This window comes from Comamonas humi, assembly GCF_054782535.1.
Map to the genome: position 1 here is coordinate 123,455 of NZ_BAAGSH010000008.1, position 17,319 is coordinate 140,773.

General features: G+C 55.5%; 18 protein-coding genes. 9 read left to right on the plus strand and 9 right to left on the minus strand.

Features of this window, described 5'->3' with window-relative positions:
• From ACYVKR_RS10460 to ACYVKR_RS10470, 3 genes are all read left to right on the plus strand, one after another.
• Positions 1–1,260, plus strand: a complete 1,260-nt coding sequence (locus ACYVKR_RS10460; RefSeq protein ID WP_460480824.1) for a TraB/TrbI/VirB10 family type IV secretion system protein — start codon at positions 1–3, stop codon at positions 1,258–1,260.
• Complete coding sequence (locus ACYVKR_RS10465; protein ID WP_395026082.1) at positions 1,257–1,502, plus strand: DUF2274 domain-containing protein; 246 nt, start codon at positions 1,257–1,259, stop codon at positions 1,500–1,502. The genes ACYVKR_RS10460 and ACYVKR_RS10465 overlap by 4 nt, the downstream gene beginning before the upstream one ends.
• A 131-nt stretch (positions 1,503–1,633) precedes the next feature.
• Positions 1,634–1,987 carry a helix-turn-helix transcriptional regulator gene (locus ACYVKR_RS10470; RefSeq protein WP_460480825.1) on the plus strand — a complete coding sequence of 118 codons (354 nt, stop codon included), beginning with the start codon at positions 1,634–1,636 and terminating at the stop codon, positions 1,985–1,987.
• 252 nt (positions 1,988–2,239) lie between these two features.
• Here the strand turns inward: ACYVKR_RS10470 and ACYVKR_RS10475 are convergent, their stop codons facing one another.
• Positions 2,240–4,273: a hypothetical protein gene (locus ACYVKR_RS10475; protein ID WP_460480826.1), complete on the minus strand. Its 2,034-nt coding sequence runs from the start codon at positions 4,271–4,273 to the stop codon at positions 2,240–2,242.
• Positions 4,274–4,852: 579 nt separating this feature from the next.
• Positions 4,853–6,210 (minus strand): IS3 family transposase gene (locus ACYVKR_RS10480; protein WP_460480827.1). Its coding sequence is split into 2 segments (ribosomal slippage): positions 4,853–5,745 and positions 5,745–6,210, totalling 1,359 coding nucleotides; the frame shifts between segments, so codons are not numbered across the junction.
• Positions 6,211–6,554: 344 nt separating this feature from the next.
• Here ACYVKR_RS10480 and ACYVKR_RS10485 point away from each other — a divergent pair.
• From ACYVKR_RS10485 to ACYVKR_RS10495, 3 genes are read left to right on the plus strand one after another with little or no spacing between them, the layout of a single operon-like run.
• Positions 6,555–7,028: a glycine-rich domain-containing protein gene (locus ACYVKR_RS10485; RefSeq protein ID WP_460480828.1), complete on the plus strand. Its 474-nt coding sequence runs from the start codon at positions 6,555–6,557 to the stop codon at positions 7,026–7,028.
• Complete coding sequence (locus tag ACYVKR_RS10490) at positions 6,979–8,151, plus strand: ThiF family adenylyltransferase (protein WP_460480829.1); 1,173 nt, start codon at positions 6,979–6,981, stop codon at positions 8,149–8,151. The genes ACYVKR_RS10485 and ACYVKR_RS10490 overlap by 50 nt, the downstream gene beginning before the upstream one ends.
• On the plus strand, positions 8,148–9,428 hold the full coding sequence (locus ACYVKR_RS10495; protein WP_460480830.1) for a glycosyltransferase family protein: 1,281 nt from the start codon (positions 8,148–8,150) through the stop codon (positions 9,426–9,428). The genes ACYVKR_RS10490 and ACYVKR_RS10495 overlap by 4 nt, the downstream gene beginning before the upstream one ends.
• Positions 9,429–9,501: 73 nt before the next feature.
• Here ACYVKR_RS10495 and ACYVKR_RS10500 read toward each other — a convergent pair whose 3' ends face one another.
• On the minus strand, positions 9,502–10,662 hold the full coding sequence (locus ACYVKR_RS10500) for an IS30 family transposase (RefSeq protein ID WP_460480831.1): 1,161 nt from the start codon (positions 10,660–10,662) through the stop codon (positions 9,502–9,504).
• A gap of 131 nt (positions 10,663–10,793) precedes the next feature.
• Here ACYVKR_RS10500 and ACYVKR_RS10505 point away from each other — a divergent pair, with 131 nt between their 5' ends.
• Positions 10,794–11,087 (plus strand): hypothetical protein, encoded by a 294-nt coding sequence (locus ACYVKR_RS10505; RefSeq protein ID WP_460480832.1) that lies wholly within the window; start codon positions 10,794–10,796, stop codon positions 11,085–11,087.
• Between the two features lie 144 nt (positions 11,088–11,231).
• Here the strand turns inward: ACYVKR_RS10505 and ACYVKR_RS10510 are convergent, their stop codons facing one another.
• The 6 genes from ACYVKR_RS10510 to ACYVKR_RS10535 all read right to left on the minus strand — a co-directional run bounded on the left by ACYVKR_RS10510 (position 11,232) and on the right by ACYVKR_RS10535 (position 16,004).
• Positions 11,232–12,056, minus strand: coding sequence for a hypothetical protein (locus ACYVKR_RS10510; RefSeq protein WP_460480834.1), 825 nt, complete (start codon positions 12,054–12,056; stop codon positions 11,232–11,234).
• A gap of 85 nt (positions 12,057–12,141) precedes the next feature.
• Positions 12,142–13,053, minus strand: coding sequence for an AbiTii domain-containing protein (locus tag ACYVKR_RS10515; protein WP_460480835.1), 912 nt, complete (start codon positions 13,051–13,053; stop codon positions 12,142–12,144).
• 81 nt (positions 13,054–13,134) lie between these two features.
• Positions 13,135–13,587: a hypothetical protein gene (locus ACYVKR_RS10520; RefSeq protein WP_460480836.1), complete on the minus strand. Its 453-nt coding sequence runs from the start codon at positions 13,585–13,587 to the stop codon at positions 13,135–13,137.
• 926 nt (positions 13,588–14,513) lie between these two features.
• Positions 14,514–14,894 (minus strand): hypothetical protein, encoded by a 381-nt coding sequence (locus tag ACYVKR_RS10525; protein ID WP_460480838.1) that lies wholly within the window; start codon positions 14,892–14,894, stop codon positions 14,514–14,516.
• Positions 14,891–15,562, minus strand: a complete 672-nt coding sequence (locus ACYVKR_RS10530) for an HNH endonuclease (RefSeq protein ID WP_460480839.1) — start codon at positions 15,560–15,562, stop codon at positions 14,891–14,893. Before ACYVKR_RS10530 ends, ACYVKR_RS10525 begins: the two co-directional genes overlap by 4 nt.
• Before the next feature lie 70 nt (positions 15,563–15,632).
• The gene (locus tag ACYVKR_RS10535; RefSeq protein ID WP_460480841.1) at positions 15,633–16,004 is read right to left on the minus strand and encodes an NUDIX domain-containing protein; all 372 of its coding nucleotides are present in this window, start codon (positions 16,002–16,004) and stop codon (positions 15,633–15,635) included.
• A gap of 160 nt (positions 16,005–16,164) precedes the next feature.
• Here ACYVKR_RS10535 and ACYVKR_RS10540 point away from each other — a divergent pair, with 160 nt between their 5' ends.
• A complete protein-coding gene (locus ACYVKR_RS10540; protein WP_460480842.1) occupies positions 16,165–16,923 on the plus strand; it encodes a site-specific integrase in 759 nt (252 codons plus the stop codon).
• 7 nt (positions 16,924–16,930) lie between these two features.
• Positions 16,931–17,167 (plus strand): tyrosine-type recombinase/integrase, encoded by a 237-nt coding sequence (locus tag ACYVKR_RS10545; RefSeq protein ID WP_460480843.1) that lies wholly within the window; start codon positions 16,931–16,933, stop codon positions 17,165–17,167.
• Positions 17,168–17,319: the final 152 nt, after the last annotated feature.

Genomic DNA, 17,319 nt, shown 5'->3' on the forward strand with positions numbered 1-17,319 from the left:
ATGCAGCAAGACGATTCCCCTGAACTTGCCACGCCTTCGGCGGGCAAGGTCGCGCCCGAGGCGGTGGCGCTGCGCGCTCAACCGCACCCGGTCACGCGCCTGAACCGGCGCACCTTGGCCATGCTCACGGGCGGCCTGTCGGTCGCCGTGCTCGGGGCTACGATTTGGTCATTGCAGCCGCATCGGCGTGGTGCGGGCGAGCAAAACGAGCTGTACAACGTGGATCGCATCTCGAAGTCCGAAGGGCTGGATGGCCTGCCTTCGGACTACTCCAAGCTGCCGAAGGTGCCGGAGCTAGGGCCGCCGCTGCCGGGTGATCTTGGCCCTGCCATTGTGGCTTCGCAGCAACCCACCTACATGCCGCCAGGCCATGATCCCGAGGACGCCTTGCGCAAGGAAGCTGAAGCGGCCGCGGCTTCATCGGTGTTCTTCCGCTCGGGGCAGCAGGGCAGGGCTGTGTCACCTGCCGCAGTCGCAATCCCGGCGGCTTCGGCCGGCAGCGCCTTGGCGGGATTCGACCCGCTGGCAGCCGGGCCGGCCTCGACGGCGGCCCAACCTGCGGACCCAATGGCTGCGCAGAACCGGCAGGAGCAGAAAGAAGCGTTTCTGAAAGATGGCTCTGCGGAAACCCGCAATTCCGGGAATCTCCAGATGCCCGCTTCGCCATACCAGGTGATGGCCGGGACGGTGATCGCGGCGGCGCTGGTGACAGGCATCAAGTCAGACCTGCCAGGCGATGTGATCGCCACGGTGACGGAGCCGGTCTACGACTCAGCCACCGGGCGCTTCCTGTTGATCCCGCAGGGCTCGCGCATCCTGGGCAAGTACAACAGCCAGGTGAGTTTCGGGCAGAGCCGGGTGCAGATGGTGTGGAACCGCATCATCCTGCCCGACACGTCTTCGCTGACGCTCGACAGCTTGGTGGGCACCGACCCGGCCGGTTATGCCGGGCTGGAGGATGGAGTGGATCGGCACTGGGGCCGCATCCTGGCCGGCGCGGCTCTGACCACCTTTCTGGGCGTGGGCGCCGAGCTGGCTGCGCCGGAGAACCGGCAGAACGGCAACCGGATCGTCATCTCCGGGCGCGACAGCGCGCAGGACAGCATCAACCAGGTGGGCCAAGAGATGACCCGGCGCAACATGAACATCCAACCGACGCTGACGGCGCGGCCAGGCTTGCCGGTTCGGATCATTGTGGCGAAAGACTTGGCCCTTCGTCCGTACCAGCCACTCTTCTATCAGCGCGGAGGTATCCGATGAGCACCGCAAAAAAGCTCCGCCTCGGCCCTCTGCCCAAGACAGAGAGCACCAAGCTGACCTTCACATGCCTTGCCAGCCTGAAGGCCGACCTCGACCGCTACGCGGCGATGCACGCGCAGGCGTATGGCGAAGCGGTGGATGCTGCCACACTGATCCCGTACATGCTGGAAGCTTTCATGGCCGGAGATCGGGGATTCAGACGCGTCGATAAGCCTAAGGTCTTCGCCCCGAAGCCAGTATGACGGCGATGTAAGCCCGCATGAACACGCTTCACCTTGCTGCGGCAGGTTGGCAGTCATGACCGTTCTCGGCACGCTATGGACTGTGGGCGATGGCAATGGATGCTGTCGCGGTTCCTGCAAGGAGATACCCCATGCGTGCCAGGATTTCAGACGGTCAGAAGCAGTTCCAGCTTGCACAGGCGGATGGCGGCTTGGACGGCGATCGGGCCATGCGTGCCGCGCATTTGCTGCAGGAGGCGCTCAATCTGCTGGGGCAGGGCTTGGCACCGCCATCCGGGCCAGCATCGGATCGGCATGACCGGCTGCTGCGCCTGCCCGAGGTGCAGCGGCTGACCGGCTTGGGCCGCTCCGTGATTTACCAACAGATGCGTGATGGGGTGTTCCCGCGCTCGATCAAGGTTGGGCCGCGTGCGACTTCCTGGTCGGAGGCCGCCGTCCATGGATGGATTCAGCAGCGGGTAGCGGCCAGCAGCGGCTCAGTTTGAATGATTGGATTTTGTTTTAGAAATAGTATTAAATGCTATTTCTTACGCGAATTGGACCGCGAATTTCTCACATCAGCCTTGAGTTGACGCCGACGTCAATCGGCCAAAAAAACCGTTTCTGGCCGCTAGGCGACCGTCTCAATCCGACCCATTGCAGCCGTCCAGGCGGCCAGCGAGCGGCCTCGCTCAGCTCGCCTGCCGAAAGCACGGCGCTCGCGCCTGAAGGTGAACTCCCAGAACGCGCGCACGCGCCTAGGCGGAACCGCCCGGCTGGGCATCAAGGCTTACTCCGTCAAGGAAAGAAAGGTCGACATTAGGATGGCAGTCCAGGGCGCGGTACGCGCCCGTCCAGTCCCCCTCATTGGCCGGCAGGACCGGCACCCATCGCCGGCTCACACCGGCAAGAAGCGGCTCCATCTGAGGCGGAGCCATCATGACTGCCCTAAGCGCAAGGGCGCCCTCTTTGGCTGAGCCGTAGAGCACGCGCTTTCGAATTGGGGTGAAATCCGAGTTAGACTCCTTGACCGCGACCTGAACCAACTCTCCCCGGAAGAACACACTGAGAATGTATTCGTCGACCACCGGCACGTTGTCGACAGCGATCCCCGCGTGGAACGGTGCGTTAAGGACGACAAGTGGAAGTACCTCATACTCTTCAGGGAGATCGAGGCCAACCTGCGCTGCTCGCGCGCGAAATGCTGCCTTGTTTTGCTCCACCGCGACGGCCTTTCGCTTGACCTGTGCAACCGCGTCCAAGACCTTGTGCCTGTGCCGAGCGATCTCTTTCGGCTCCGTGGGCTCAAGGAAGCACTTGGCTTCGCCGATCAGCACGATATGACCCACGATTGCAACAAGATCAATCTCTTCAGATCGCCCCTCAGGCGGCGTGAAGGTCAAGCCTTGGCCTAAGCATTTCGAAGTCCCGGCCAACAAGGGAGAGCGGGCCATGTAGTGAGCAAGCTCGCCCCGGATGTAGGACTCAAAGGCGGTGCCTCGAAGACTCAGGTCCACGCCAAGCTGCCGGAGCCATACGTCAACCAGCCGTCGCAGGTTTGGTGACGAAGTGGTCGCGAATACGGGGATCACTGTGCTCTCACTGGCAGGAAGCAGCGGCTGCGCCCACATCTCCTGTTCGGGGCTGCCGTGAAAGATCAAGAAAACGACCAGAGCCTGGCTGCGCTCACGCGAGGTCCCGCAAGCATCGGTGACGGCGGTCACCAGTGCTTCCATCTGAAGAACAGGTGCGAAGTCGGGCAACCAGGTCTTGGCTTCCTCCGGCTTTGGAAAGACCTTCTTGCTCAATGCGTCCTGGAGCAGATATCCCGTCCTGCTGACGATCGACCAGGCCGTCATGAGTTCATTGACGGTTGCCCCTTTGAGCTGGGCTTGTGGCTCATGTAACAGCTCTGAGTAGTAAGGCTCGCTAGCGTAGGCCCTCATCGTCAACAGCCAGCTCGCCTCTTCCGATTCCAGGTTGATAGGCGTCAGCTGCAGCTTTTGCTTGCGTCCTTCCTTCAATAGCGCCTTCACATCGGTCAACCTGAGCTGCTCGTGCGGCAGGGTCTTTTGCAGATCTACCGAATAGGCTGCGAACTCTCTTGCGAGGCTGTTCTTCCTCGTCCTACCGACAACTTCGCGGACCAGCCATGCCTCGTCATCGCTCGCAAACTCCAAGTGGGGCAGCGAACCACTGCGCACATAGCCGTTCCAAAGACAGTCGTCCCAAAGGGCCTCCAAAGACGCATACACGCTGCCAAGGAAGAAGTCGGCCCGGAGGTCGTCGAAGTTCAGTTTTCCAAACTCTGCATTGCCGGCCATTGAAGGCCCGCGCTCCAGAATCCTCTTCAATGGCACTTGCACGCCATCCACCAAGCTCTGCACCATTTCGTCTGGGCTGAACCGCGCCCCGTAGGGCATGCTGAGCTTCACGCCCGCGATGTCGTGGAGCATGACCGGCTCGTTGGGATGATCTTCCTTGTGCTCTCTGGCGATCTTCTTAATCTCCGACCTCGTGTGCTCCCGAATCATCATCATGTTGTAGTTGACGATCGCAGCGAACGCGCGCACCTTCGTCGTCGGGCGAAAGTTGCTCGAGAACGTGATCTTCAGCTCTTGGCGAATGTGATTTGCTTTGGCGTGGATCAGCAGCCCTGTTTCGTACAGGGCATCGTCAGAATCATCCTCGCGCAGCTTGGAATGCTCGGCGGTCCAGTTCTTCAGCTTGAACTGGCTTCTCAGCGGACCAGCAACTTCATCCAACTGCACCGCAACTCTAAATTTTCCCATGCTCCATCCCCGCAATTAAGGCTCGAGCAGCCTCCGCAAGCGCACTATAGGCCACGAACGGTCCCGCTACTCAGGTATTTCTTTGATGACCGGGGAGCAAATCTCTCGTCAATCCGAAAGTGAATAGTCCAGTGTTTCCGAGACAGACTTGAGCCGTTGGGAATGGCGCCGAATGAAGCGGTGCCGTCCATAGTATTTGGAATTCGCAGCCCAGGACAGGCATGCAGTGAAGCAGCCGTCGGTAACCCTCCGCTTTAGCCTGAAGCAGTCACTTAGGGGGAATGCCTTGAAGGACTGCTACTGGCCAAAGCCGGGCCTAACTACCAGTGGGCGCAGCACCGCAAAGCTGACTTTCGGGGCTGCGCCTTGAGAGTCCAGTTGAGGACAGGCAGTCAACGGGTGCGGGGCGTCATCAATCGGCCAGAAGCAGCCGGTCGCAAATGACTGCTTTCTGGTAGGCTGTCTAAGGTTACTCATTACCACTCGCCACTCGGAACTCATGGCTTACTGCTCCGGGCAATCTGAATCGCCCCGGGATTGAACTGACCCCCAGAAGTTGGACGGTCACGATTCCGCCGATCAGGCGGTGCTTCTCAGCCGGTACTCCACCGGGCTGAGCCCTTGCAGCCCGAGCTTGATGCGCTCGTGGTTGTAGTAGTGGACGTAATCATGCACGCCCGCTTCGAGCGCATCAATGCTGTCGGGTTTGTCGAGATGGAAGTACTCGGCTTTCAGTGTGCCGAAGAAGCTTTCAATCGCTGCGTTGTCGAAGCAGTTGCCTTTGCGGCTCATGCTTTGCTTGACACCATGACTCGCCAGCATCGCTCGGTAGGGCTGCATCTTGTAGTGCCAACCTTGGTCGGAGTGCACGATCAGGTCAGCGGCGGACTTGGCGCGCGAGAGCGCTGTCTCGAGCGTGCCGGAAACCAGCTCGAAGACTGGCCGCCGTGCCATGCGGTACGAGATGATCTCGCCGCAGTACAGGTCCATGCAGGCTGACAGGTAAAGCTTTTGGCCGCGTACATTGAACTCGGTGACATCGGTCGCCCACTTCTGGTTCGGCGCAGTCGCGTGGAAGTCACGCCGCAGAACGTTGGGTACGTGCGCATCACTCATGCCCGGGATATGCCGGGAGCGCTTCTTCGCCCGGATCAACGCACGCAGCCCCATCTTTTGCATCAGACGCTGCACGCACTTGTGGTTGATCGGCTCCGCCATTGAATTACACAGCACTGCCGTGATCCGCCGGTATCCGTAGCGGCCCTTGTGCTCGTCATAAACAGTACGAATTCTGGCCTCCATGGCGCGTTGTTGGTCGACGCGCTGGGCCGCCTGGCACTGGTAGTAGAACGTGCTGCGCGCCAAGCCTGCTACCTCCAACAGGTCCGCCAGTTTATGGTCATGCCTCAACCCGGCAATCAGGCGCGCTTTGTCGGCGCAGCTGACATCTTCGACCGGATCAAGGCATGCAATTTTTTTAGGTACGCGACCTCCGCGCGCAGTTGGTCGTTCTCTTCCCGCAGGGTTTTCTCCGCATCGGCAACGACCGTGCTCAACGGTTCTGCAGAACGTCGTTTTGGCTTCATCTTGGGCTGTTCTTCTTCCCCGCTCGCGCGCGCCTGCAGGCGGCCTTGATCGAGATTGCGTCGCCAGACCACGACCTGGTTGGGATTGCGGATGTCATAGAGCGCTGCGACCTGGCGGCTGGAGAACTGCTCTCGATCCTGATGAACCAGCACCTGCAGCTTGAACTGCGCACTGTACGCGCTGCGCTTGGGGCGCAAGCCGTCGATGCCGTGCAGTCGGTAGTGGCTCACCCAGGTGCGGACCTTCTCCTCAGGCACCGACCACCGACGAGCCAAAAGCTTCGCGCCGCCTTCGCCTGCCAAGAAGCTCTGGACCACTGCCAGTTTGAACTCCGTCTCGTACTTCTTCATGAAACCCCTTGAAGTTCGTCCAACTTCTGGGGGTCAGTTCAAACCCGAGGCGATTCAGCCCATGATGATCGAAGCGAGGGCCAAGTTGACACAGCTGCAAGAATACATGAGGATACTCACACGTGCCGAGTGGCACGAATGGGGGGATGCATGGCAAATTCAAGAAAATCGATCGACCCGAAGAAAACAGTTGTCAAGCGGAAGGCAACAAAAAATGTAGTACCGGATGCAAGTGACAAGCTAGTCGAGGAACTGCTTTTGCGAACCAAGGAACGCTGGTTGAAAGAGTCGTCATTTGCAATAATGTGCTGCACCGAAAATCGCACAGGAACGGGGACTTGATAATGCCTAAAAAATCATTAGCTCCAGTGCAAGAGGTACTTAAATACCAAAACCCTCGGTTGGTGAAATACTTTGCTGAAGAGCATGGATTGTCAACTGCTGAGTCCAAAACACTTTTCAATGACCTTAAGAAGTGGCTTTGGCTTTGTGCGAACCGTGATGCAAATGCCGATGTAGTGTTCTTTAATGACTTGCGCGTGCTGGATTTGTATTGGCATACCTTCCTTTGCTTTACGAGGGATTATGTTGAGTTTTGCGAACGATATTTGGGTGGCATCGTGTATCACGAGCCTGAACCCAATATTGTTGCGAGAAAGCAGGCGAAAAATCCGAATACGGCCGTTGCTAAAAACTTGAAGGTTGCGAGAAGTAGTATTGCTGAGGTAGTTCGTCTGCTCGGCAATCAGCAGGCCAAACGGTGGTTTGTTGAACTACCTGAGCAGTACGGGGCGCGGTTTGCAAAGCAGTTCAACTGAGTTTATCGATCTACGCCAACTAGAAATACTTGAATCGTCAAACGGGGAAGTTGAAATCGACCCTGTTTGGCGAGTCGTAGAAGATATTGGTTTTTTCACTTTTCTCGATGCGCGTGGGCGGCAAATTAGAGTCACTGATCCGACGCAAGTTCGTATTGTGGGATTGCTTGCCAACCGCAGAAAAGCACCATCCGAGCTTTTGGAGTCTTTGGCCAAGGAAACGGGGATGAGCCAGATTGCAATATCTGGTTTCCTGCGCGCCTTACTCGCGCAGGGACTGTTGCGGGCAGTGTTGAAAGACAGTGACCATAAGGCACTAGATAGCTCGCTTGATGTCGAACGATTCCAGCATCAACTTGCTTTCTTTCGCTCTTGCGAACGAGTGGGTAATTCTGCAATTGACATGCAGAACCGCCTTTTCGAGGCTAAGGTGACAGTTGTCGGGATCGGCGGTCTAGGCGCTAGTGTTGCGCAAATACTTCTGGCATCGGGTGTCCGCCAACTTCGCCTTGTTGACGGTGACACAGTTGAACGATCAAATCTCCCTCGTCAATTCTTGTTTTCAGAGCAGGATATTGGCGTACCGAAGGTAGATGCTCTGGCCAAGAGGCTGCTTGCTTTTGATGGAAGGGCCCAGATTGAGCCTGTAAGAGAATTTGTTTCTTCGGAGGAGCAGGCCTTTGAACTGTTAAAAGATAGTGATTTTGTTTTGATGTGCGCTGACGCGCCGGCGATTCGACTCCACGCATGGGTGGGCGAGGCGTGTCTCCGGCAGCGGGTACCCTACCTCGCAATGGCTGGTCCTTGGATTGGACCACTTTTCGTACCGTCCTATTCACCTTGCTATATGTGTCAGTCGCGGTTTAACGCACGGGTGCTGCCTGATGTGGAATTGCACCTGAAGACTTTTCTCGACGCTCCTCATGAGCCTGTACGTCCTGCATTTGGGCCGGGACCGAACCTTACTGCCTGTTTTATGGCCTCGGCAACAATTGAGTACATCACTGGAATTGACAGGCTTGGACTTGCAAAGAAGCGTTTTTTTGTTGATGTACACGCGAGACATGCTGAAGCAGAGCTTCCACGCTATCTAGACTGCACACGATGCGGTTCTAGGGCATGAAATTTCTTTTTATCAGTAAGGGGCTACCCCTCCAAGGCGGAGCGGGAAATTGCGCGACTCAGACTGCTGAAGCACTTGTACGGTTTGGTCATTCCGTGGACTTTTTGACGGATTGCGATGAAATTGCTTCTTCCATGCGAACGCATGGGCATCAGCTAGTTAACTTTTACGCATTTACTCGCATCACTCCTGAGCCTATCGGTGCATTCGAACATTTCCCGCAATCTGGTTTAAGAACTCAAAGGCTCCTTGGTCGCGCCTATTCTCTCGCCCGCGAGCGGGAATATAACGCTGTGATCGGGTGGTATATCCTGCCCTATGGGAGCGTCGCGGCCGCCGTGGCGTCCAAGTACAAGCTTCCATTGATTCTGGTTCACGGTGGTTCTGATTTAAATACGCTTTCGTTGCATCCGGATCTACGCGAAGCGATCTCATCTTGCTTGGGCGAGGCAGCTTTAATTCTTACCGCGTCATCTAACGAAGTTGTAGAGAAGCTAATGTCCCTGGGTGCGAAGGAGACGGCAATACGTTCTGTCGAACGAGCATTTCCGCTTCCTGATTACTACCGGTCCGATAACTACACGGACTTTCAGGCAGTTGCCATGCAAGTGCGATCTGAGCTAGCTGCCTCAATGCAGGGCGATGTTGAGTTGCGCGACCTTTTCCAACTCCTTAGCAAACCCAAAGCGCTTCCACGACCAACTATTGTGCATTACGGTAAGCAGAGTGGAAGCAAACGTAGCATCCAAATCCTGCAAGCGCTTGATCGGCTAGCCTCGGAAGGTGTCGAGTTTGGATATATCGGCTTGTGCTATGGAAGCCGTGACTCGGTACTTACTTCTCTGAAATTTTTGCGCGACTCTTCTCTAGCTGGTCGTTCAATCGTGCTCCCGGCAGTGCATCCGGCGCTGGTCCCTGCGGTTTTGAGAAATGCCAATGTGGGGATTTGTATTGAGGAGTCAGCCTTCGGAGTACCGAATCACCTTTCAGTTATCCCTCGTGAAATGTGGGCTGAGGGGATAGCCGTCGTCCTCTCACGCGAACTTACTTGTGCACCTTTCCTGCGGTGGGTCGCGCACGGGGGAGTAAACGTACAGATTTGCCCTCCCCACAAAGAATACGAAACAATCAGACAGTTGCTTGAGGCTCCAGCTTTTATCAGACAGCTACAAGCTGCTTCGAGGGCTACGTCCCGCGTTGTTGAAGCGGAATTCGGTATAACAAATCCTGTTGCCGATATTATTCATTCTTTTATGAGTCACGTTGCTACGAATTGAATTCTGTTGAATTTGAATGTCTGCTTAGTAGAGTCGTAGTCAAGATGCGCTAGGTCTGCTCTGGGTTGTGGATTCAACCGGTCGATGCAACGCATTCGTTAAACATCTCAGCCGGGGTTCTGTACCCTAAGGTCTTCCTGGGCCTCTCATTCAATTTTCTCGCAATCGCATCCAGTTCATCTTGCGAGTAGCCCGAGACGTCAATGCCCTTGGGAAGGTACTGCCTCAGTAGGCCATTGGTGTTCTCGTTCGTTCCGCGCTGCCATGGGTTTTGCGGATCGCAGAAGTACACCTGGATGTCGGTGGCCACGGTGAAGCGTTTGTGGCCCGCCATTTCCGATCCCCGGTCCCAGGTCAAGGAACGGTAGAGCTCTTGTGGCAGGGTCCGTGCATGCCTGGCCAGCGCCGCAGCAACGGTGTAGGAGTCTTTGTCCACCAACTTGACCAGCATCACGTAGCGCGTCTGACGCTCCACCAGCGTCGCAATCTGGCTGTAGGCATCGCCGAACAACAGGTCACCCTCCCAATGCCCTGGCACTGCCCGATCCTCGATGCAGGCTGGCCGCTCGCTGATGGGCACGGCATCGACGATCCGTCCATGGATGGGGGTCTTCTGGGTGTAGTGGCGTGAGCGACGCATCCCCCTGGTGCGCCGCAAGTGCTCCAGCAGTTCTTTCTTCAAGGCCCCGCGGGTTTGGACGAATAACGTGCGGTAGATGGCTTCGTGAGACACCTGCAAATCCTTGTCGTCCGGGTAAGTTCGTTGGAGCCACCCGGCTATTTGCTCGGGTGACCACTGGCTCTGCAATTTAACCGCCACGATGTGAGCCAGCGCTGGGTTGCTGGCCAACTTGCACGCCTTTGGGCGGCATGCCCGCTCCCAGGCTGCCTCATCGGCTTTGGCTGCCCGGTAGCACGTCTTGCCGCCATTGCGCAGGAGTTCACGGCTGATGGTGGACGCTGCGCGTTGCAAACGCCTGGCTACACAGCGGATGGATTCACCGGCGGCCAGGCTGCGCGATATTTCCTCGCGTTCGGCCAAAGACAGCGCCAAGTGCGCTCGGTGCCTTGCAGCAGGCCGGATGCCACCCGTTGCGCTCAGGATGTTGTGAATGGAGGTGTGCGGCCGGTCAAACAGCTTGCCGATCTCGTGCAAGGTATCGCCAGCTTTCCAGCGATCCCACATCAGGGCCTTCTGAGCTTCGGTGTAGTAAATCCGTGGTCTTTGCTTCATGCCAACACTCCTTCCGCCAGAGGCGGTCATTGTGTTGCATCGACCGGTTGAATCCACAGTCGTTCTGTGACAGTCACAGAGCGGCCAGAAGCAGACATTCAAATCGGACTGACGCTCACGAGCGGGAGACCATGAAGCCAGAGCACCTGATCAACGCAGCGACATCGATTGTTGAGCGCAACCGTTCGCCGAATCTGATTGAGGCAAGGGTCGCTTGGGATGGCTCAACAGGAGTTTTATCGCTGGCATACGTCACGCGCAAGGAGCCTTCAGACGATGACGAGGAATTGTGCGAACTGTCGATGACAGAACTACTTGCAGAGTTTCCTGACGTCGTTACCGCAGAAACAGCATGCTTCATCGTGGGGGCGCGCGCCGTCGACACAGTGGACCATATCGTCTTCCAGGCGGCAGCAGCAGGCTAAACCTGCGCAGCAGGATTCGGCCAAGAGTTGCCGATGGCTTCGAGTGTTGCATCGACCGGTTGAATCCACAAGTAAAAGCGGACGTTCAACGTTGGAGTTCAGCGGCTGCCGAAGGCAGGCCGCTGCAATGACCGGTTAGGCGGATCAGTCGGCGTACCCCGCTGAAACCGCCATCTCATGCAACTCTACCTTTGCAGTTTCGAGGAATGCGATTGCCTCAGCTTCGTTTGAATGAGTTTTCACGTACTCCTCCAAGAACCTGACCTCTGCTTGCTTGAGAACAACAACTAAGTCAGTGAGTATGTTGTTTGCTGCTAGGGCGTGTATCTCCCAGTTTCGGTTGAAGAATGCGTTCCTGTAATACGGCACGTTGTCGTATTCGGTGAGGTTATAGCCAAGAGCTAAAAGGTGTGATCGGATCTCTTCATTTAGCAGCGAATCTGCCTCAGCGAAGTCACTCAGTATTTCTGAGAGCCGATCGACCGCCTTCTTCGCCTCCGCGAAATGGTCCACAGCGATTGTTCCGACATTCAGCTTTACCGCAAACGCCGGGGCGACATGAAGTCTCTCGTTTGCATCTTTCAGGCCGCTCCAGTAGGCCAGCATCTCGGCTTCCAGTCTATGGAGGAAGGCTTCATTTACCTTGAAGGGCTTCTGTCCATGCTTGCTCTCGTGCTGATGCTTCATTGAGCGAAGCGCATTTGCGTCGAACGCCGTAACATCGTCTGTTTCCTTGTGGTGCCGATAGCACAACAAGATTAGGTTTTCTGAGGATCTGCGTTCTTCGTCTGTGGAGTAGGGGTTGTATCTTTGGCCGCCTGGGTTCGCTGCCTCAATGTGGCAAACCTGACCCACAAAGAGATTCCTCGCTGTCACGAGCTCGTGAGTGCATCCCGGAAATGCGCAGACATTTCCAGATTTAGCGAAGAGCGGAATCAGTGCTTCTCGTGTGATGGCGAGTCGAGGCATTCTTGGGGCCGCCTAACGTTTGACATGAGACGCCAGGCCAAGCCCGGCTTACCGGGACTGGTCCTTTCGATGGGAGGGTTAGGTTTCACCAGCCGTAGTACTTCTGGAGCGCACTTGTGAGCAACCCGCCGGCTATCCCCACCTCGATCTGCCAAGCGGTCTCCACCGCTTTGCCCAACATTGAGGATAACCAAGACTTGACCTGAGGGCCAAGACGCCTTTCGCTAACTTCTGGCGCTGTCGCGTCTGCTTCCACGGCCACTTTGAGAGCTTGAATGTCTGGCTCAGAGACCTTGTTAGATTTGAGAAACTCAGCGAGAGCATTGAAGTCACCGCGAGCAACTTCAATGTGAACCTTTTGCTGGCTGTTATTTCCGACAAGAATAGTGACGTTGTCGCCAAAGATGGCGTTGTTAAACATTGAGCCAGTCTCTGGAGACTGGGCAACGTGTTTGATTTCGTCTTCAGACATATCTGCCCCAATCTTCTCGCTGAGATCGAGAAGGAAGTCCAGCAACTTTGATCGAACCTGCACAGTAATTTGAGCAAATCGACCAATTCCTATGTCACACCAAGCTTGCTGAACTCTATAGCCGTTGGTGAGCGCCTTGTTGAACAGCGCTGCGTACTCAATCGGAAGAGGCCTCTGCAAGCCTTTCGTGTCGTTTTTGGCGAGACCTTCCAGTACCACAATCGAATCTCGCATCTCCAGTTCCTCAAATCCTTTGCGCTGCTTCTCTGTGAGATGCATCGTTGGTAAAGGGTGGTCTGTATAGGAGTAGGCATTGTTCGTGACATTGCCTTTTACATGAGCCGAGACGATTCGATACGAGGGAAGTGAGGCCTCGTCTGGGTATCCGTTGATCTCGTGGTTAACCCATTCCACGAGATCCCTTCTTCCAACCTTGTGAAGAAGAACCTTCGTCTTCACCAGCGCATCGGTCAGGCTCGGTTGCGACGAAGAGAGCTCTGCGATGAGATCGACGAGTAGCTTCATGGGTGGATTGTGAAACCTAACGCTTGAGTTAAGCCGCGCCGCGAAGCGGCGTCGGCTTGAATGAATTGTTAGGTGCGCTCGTCAACGAAGTAGTCCTAGCTCAAATGGAACACAGTCCCCTTCGAGACGCTGCATATAGATAATCCCGTGCTCGGCAGCGGTCTCTCGATCTATGTATGTAAGGTGGGGTGGGAGGAGTTTAGGCTCAATCTCATGGATTGTTGGAGCTAGCGTTAGATCGATAAAATCTGAGCCGACAGCTAGCCATGCATGCAAGTTGTAAAGCGGCTTCCTTGCGCCAGACCGCCAATCCGACACATCTTTATCAGTGAAATGAAAGCGTTCCGCACCGCCCATCTCGATGTGGCCTATGACAAATTTCGTTGTTGAGCCGAATATCTGTCTTGCTAGTTTTAGCATTCCGAAATGCACGGTTACGCAGTTACCGGCAAGCTTGCACCCAATGGCTGGAGTTTGAGATGCCAGCTCTCTGGCTTGTTCGTAGAGACTAGCTGCTGTTGTCCGATCAACCATCAAATCTCCTCGCGCACCTAACGCAATGTAGACCGTGTCAACCCGCAGGCCATATCTGGCGCTTGCGGTCTAAATTGGCACGCAAAAAATGCCGCAAGGGGCTTGTAGCTTGGCCCTGTAGCAGGTGCACTGAATGAAAATACAGTGCCAAATCTAGCTATGAAACCCGCCGCCTCTCCTGTGTTGCGTGCTACACGGTTGCTGGATCAGCCCGTGAACGAATTTGTGACAAGCACTATAGTCTACGCACGGAGCAGGCCTATGTGCAATGGGTGCGCCTGTTTATGAAATAGTACGGTTTGTGGCATCGCGAGATATCGGGCTGCAGGAAATCGAGGTTTTTCAGGCCATGCGGGCCAATGAGTGACGGCTTTCAAGCTGCTAGCTGGGTGGCTGCTCAGGGTCGTTCTGTGACAGTCACAGAGCGGCCATGAGCCGCCGCTGGCGGGATCAAGAAGCAGACATTCACCGCTCAAGGTAAGCGGCGCCGGGGCCGAAGGCAGGGGGCATCAACAAGGGCCATGAGAATGCCGAAGGCATGGCCCTTGTTGGCGTCCGCTTGACCGCCCAGCTAGACCTGGCGGCAGGTGCTTGGTCGTTCAAAATCGCTCCGCGCGAGTTTGTAAATCAATGCTTATGTGGCGCCTCGATTGAAAATTGGAACGAGCGAGTCTGATTCACGTAGCGGCTTTCGCATAAATTCGGTGGTGGTGAGAGGCGTAACATCAAATCGGGTGTTGACGCACTGACCAAGTAAGCTAACTCGCCCCAAGAAGACCTCAAAAACGTCCAAGGTGTCTTCGCAATCCGAAGTAAACACAAGCACGATGTCTATATCCGAAAATACATTTGATCGAAAGAACGATCCAAATCCATATAGCGCTTGCACGCCAACTTGCTGCGACGCTATCAACTGAAGCTCGCGCTCAATCAGGCTTCTCGTAGGACCAGTAGTCATTTTCCCATAGCCCCCCAGACATCTCGGGGGTTGTGTATAGACCAATACGTTGCTGAATGCAGAAGAGCTTGGCATCTGTATCGTAGGAGTTCCAGCCTCCGCCAATATAAATAATATTTAGCTTGCCGAAATCAGAAAGTGCCTTTTGAACAAGTGTTATGCTCATTGTGTACTGCCTGCAGCACATGATTTTGAGATGATCCGACTGCCTTGTCCTGTCAATCTCAAAGATGATGTCGTCGTGGCGCTGGATGTTGGTTACGTTGTCGTGATTTTGGAGTAGTCGTTCAAACCAAGTTATGTCTGAAAAGGGTACGCCCCATGCATTATTGCCATTGTTGTTGCTCATTGTGAGAACAGCCTTTCGAATTCGGGGGGGAATGTTGGATAGGAGCTTAGACGATGGTACTGATTCGCTTCAAAGGCTGTTGCATGAATTTGGAAGTCAAGAAAAGCATTTTGTTCCTGTGCGTCCAATAGGTGTCGATTAGCTTCGATTGCATTAATGATTCTGCGATTGTTCGGGAGGATTCTGTCGAGCTTTCGTAAGGCCCATACTATGTGCAGATTTGATCCAGGATCTGTCAATGCTGCTGTAGATTGGGGGCCAAAGTGCTGCCAGAGAGCTTTGTTCTCCGCAAGCATTTGCGTTACATACGTCTTGAGCGCGCCGAGTGTCGGGAACTGGCGCTCACGCCCAATTGACCGGATGGCCGCCTCATGTTGATCCTTCCAATCATGAAGCAATTGTTCGGAGTACTCGCCTGGAGGCGCCTTATCTACCTTCCTGTGGCATGTGGGGCACAGCAGGATCAGGTTTTCATAGGTATCGGAGCCTCCCGCAGCGGTACCTCTCGGTCCAGTGGTGCTCCTGGCGATGATGTGTGCCATTTCACCTACGTTGAAGCTACCTCTCTGGTCGAGAATTACTGTGAGATCTGTTCTGCATGCAGGATTTGAGCAGATTCCAGCTGCCCGTCCCCATAAGATTTTTGTGTCGCTGTCAGAGATGGTCATGGTCGGATTTCCAGGGGCCTAATACCTGAGTTAAACCGTGCCGCGAAGCGGTGTCGGCTTGAACGAATAGCTAGGGCGCAGTAGCCCATGCTTTTATTGAGCTTTGATATCCCAAAGGCAAATTGCTTGGGAGGTCTTCAACTGGAAACGCTTGAATATTCAGATGCTCATAGCTGAGCTTTGGTAGGAGTGGCTCCTTGAGCACACAGCCATAATTGACAACAAAGACATGCTTGCTTGGGATAACCTCAAATAGATAACAGTCTATAAGCCCAGCAACGTCGGCTTTTAGCCTAAGTTCTTCTGAGATTTCACGAACTACGGCTTCTTCAGGAGTTTCGCCAAGTTCAATACGACCACCGGAAAGTTCCCACTCATCGCGGTCGTTAAGTGCCAGGACGCATTTCCCGGGCTCCGGGAGTATTACGCCTTTGATGCTCACGGGAAAGTTCATCAATGCGCCCTAACTCAATGTATCCCGCAGAACCTGCGGAATAAGCTGGACGAGGCGAGATATTCTGGGCACGGCTTCCTCCTGAAAGTGGCTTGTAGCCTGGGTTGGCGATCGATTTTCTGTGTAAAAACACAGGCATGAAAATTCCATGAAACCCGGCACACCTGTTTTGCGCTCCACACGACTGTTGGACCAAGTCCGGGAGCGTGTTCGTTACCGGCACTATAGCCTCAGCACCGAGAAGGCCTACCTGTGCTGGGTGCGCTTTTTCGTTCGTTGGCATGGCCGCACCGGAGGTATGCGTCATCCGCGTGACATGGGGGCGCCAGAGGTGGAGGCTTTTTTGATCATGCTGGCCACCGAGCGCAGGGTATCGGCATCAACGCACAACCAGGCCCTCAGCGCGTTGTTGTTTCTATATCGGGAAGTGCTGAGCATCGATTTGCCTTGGCTGGATGGTGTGAGCCGCCCGGCGCAAAAGCGCCGCATTCCCAGTATGCTGACCAAGGAGGAAGTGGCCGCGCTGTTCCAGTTTCTCAACTCGGACATGCGTCTCTTGGCGCAACTGCTGTACGGCACGGGAATGCGCCTGATGGAAGGACTGCGGCTGCGCATCAAGGATGTGGACTTTGACCGCCATGTGATCGTCGTGCGCGAAGCCAAGGGCAACAAGGATCGGATGGTGATGTTGCCGCGTGCTTTGGCTCCCGCATTGCGTCAGCAGCTTTTGCACGCCCGTCATGTTTGGGAAGAGGGCCGGCAGGCGCAACGCGGCGGTGTGCAAACACCGCATGCGCTGAAGCAAAAATATCCTTTCGGCAGTACTTGGGGGTGGTGCTGGTTGTTTCCATCGCCCACTTTCTCCATCGACCCGCACACATGCTCTACGCCCCCATCATTTGTTTGAAGAACGGTTGCAACGCGCAATCAAGAGGGCCGAGGCCCAGACAGGCATTTGGAAGCCCGTTTCTGTGCATACCCTGCGCCACAGCTTTGCCACGCACTTGCTGCAATCTGGCACCGATATCCGCACGGAGCAGGAGCTGCTCGGCCACAGCGATGTGTCGACCACCATGATCTACACGCATGTGCTGAAAGTAGCTGCGAGCGAGACGGTCAGCCCGCTGGACACCATGGGTTTCAGAGCATGACAGACCGCTTTGAGGTTGCCGGATGAATGTCTCTTGTCGGGCGATCGCTGGCCGACACGAAGGACCGCTGATGGGTACCCTCGGTTTATCGCACTGCCTCATCAAGTCTGCCATCCAACGACAGACCGCTCACGCAACCAAAAGCAGTCCCT

Excerpts from the sequence above, each read along its gene's own strand:
- ACYVKR_RS10460 (WP_460480824.1), top strand. The coding sequence starts at position 1 with ATGCAGCAAGACGATTCCCCTGAACTTGCCACGCCTTCGGCGGGCAAG.
- ACYVKR_RS10465 (WP_395026082.1), top strand. The coding sequence starts at position 1,257 with ATGAGCACCGCAAAAAAGCTCCGCCTCGGCCCTCTGCCCAAGACAGAG.
- ACYVKR_RS10470 (WP_460480825.1), top strand. The coding sequence starts at position 1,634 with ATGCGTGCCAGGATTTCAGACGGTCAGAAGCAGTTCCAGCTTGCACAG.
- ACYVKR_RS10475 (WP_460480826.1), bottom strand. The coding sequence starts at position 4,273 with ATGGGAAAATTTAGAGTTGCGGTGCAGTTGGATGAAGTTGCTGGTCCG.
- ACYVKR_RS10485 (WP_460480828.1), top strand. The coding sequence starts at position 6,555 with ATGCCTAAAAAATCATTAGCTCCAGTGCAAGAGGTACTTAAATACCAA.
- ACYVKR_RS10495 (WP_460480830.1), top strand. The coding sequence starts at position 8,148 with ATGAAATTTCTTTTTATCAGTAAGGGGCTACCCCTCCAAGGCGGAGCG.
- ACYVKR_RS10500 (WP_460480831.1), bottom strand. The coding sequence starts at position 10,662 with ATGAAGCAAAGACCACGGATTTACTACACCGAAGCTCAGAAGGCCCTG.
- ACYVKR_RS10505 (WP_460480832.1), top strand. The coding sequence starts at position 10,794 with ATGAAGCCAGAGCACCTGATCAACGCAGCGACATCGATTGTTGAGCGC.
- ACYVKR_RS10510 (WP_460480834.1), bottom strand. The coding sequence starts at position 12,056 with ATGCCTCGACTCGCCATCACACGAGAAGCACTGATTCCGCTCTTCGCT.
- ACYVKR_RS10515 (WP_460480835.1), bottom strand. The coding sequence starts at position 13,053 with ATGAAGCTACTCGTCGATCTCATCGCAGAGCTCTCTTCGTCGCAACCG.
- ACYVKR_RS10520 (WP_460480836.1), bottom strand. The coding sequence starts at position 13,587 with ATGGTTGATCGGACAACAGCAGCTAGTCTCTACGAACAAGCCAGAGAG.
- ACYVKR_RS10525 (WP_460480838.1), bottom strand. The coding sequence starts at position 14,894 with ATGAGCAACAACAATGGCAATAATGCATGGGGCGTACCCTTTTCAGAC.
- ACYVKR_RS10530 (WP_460480839.1), bottom strand. The coding sequence starts at position 15,562 with ATGACCATCTCTGACAGCGACACAAAAATCTTATGGGGACGGGCAGCT.
- ACYVKR_RS10540 (WP_460480842.1), top strand. The coding sequence starts at position 16,165 with ATGAAACCCGGCACACCTGTTTTGCGCTCCACACGACTGTTGGACCAA.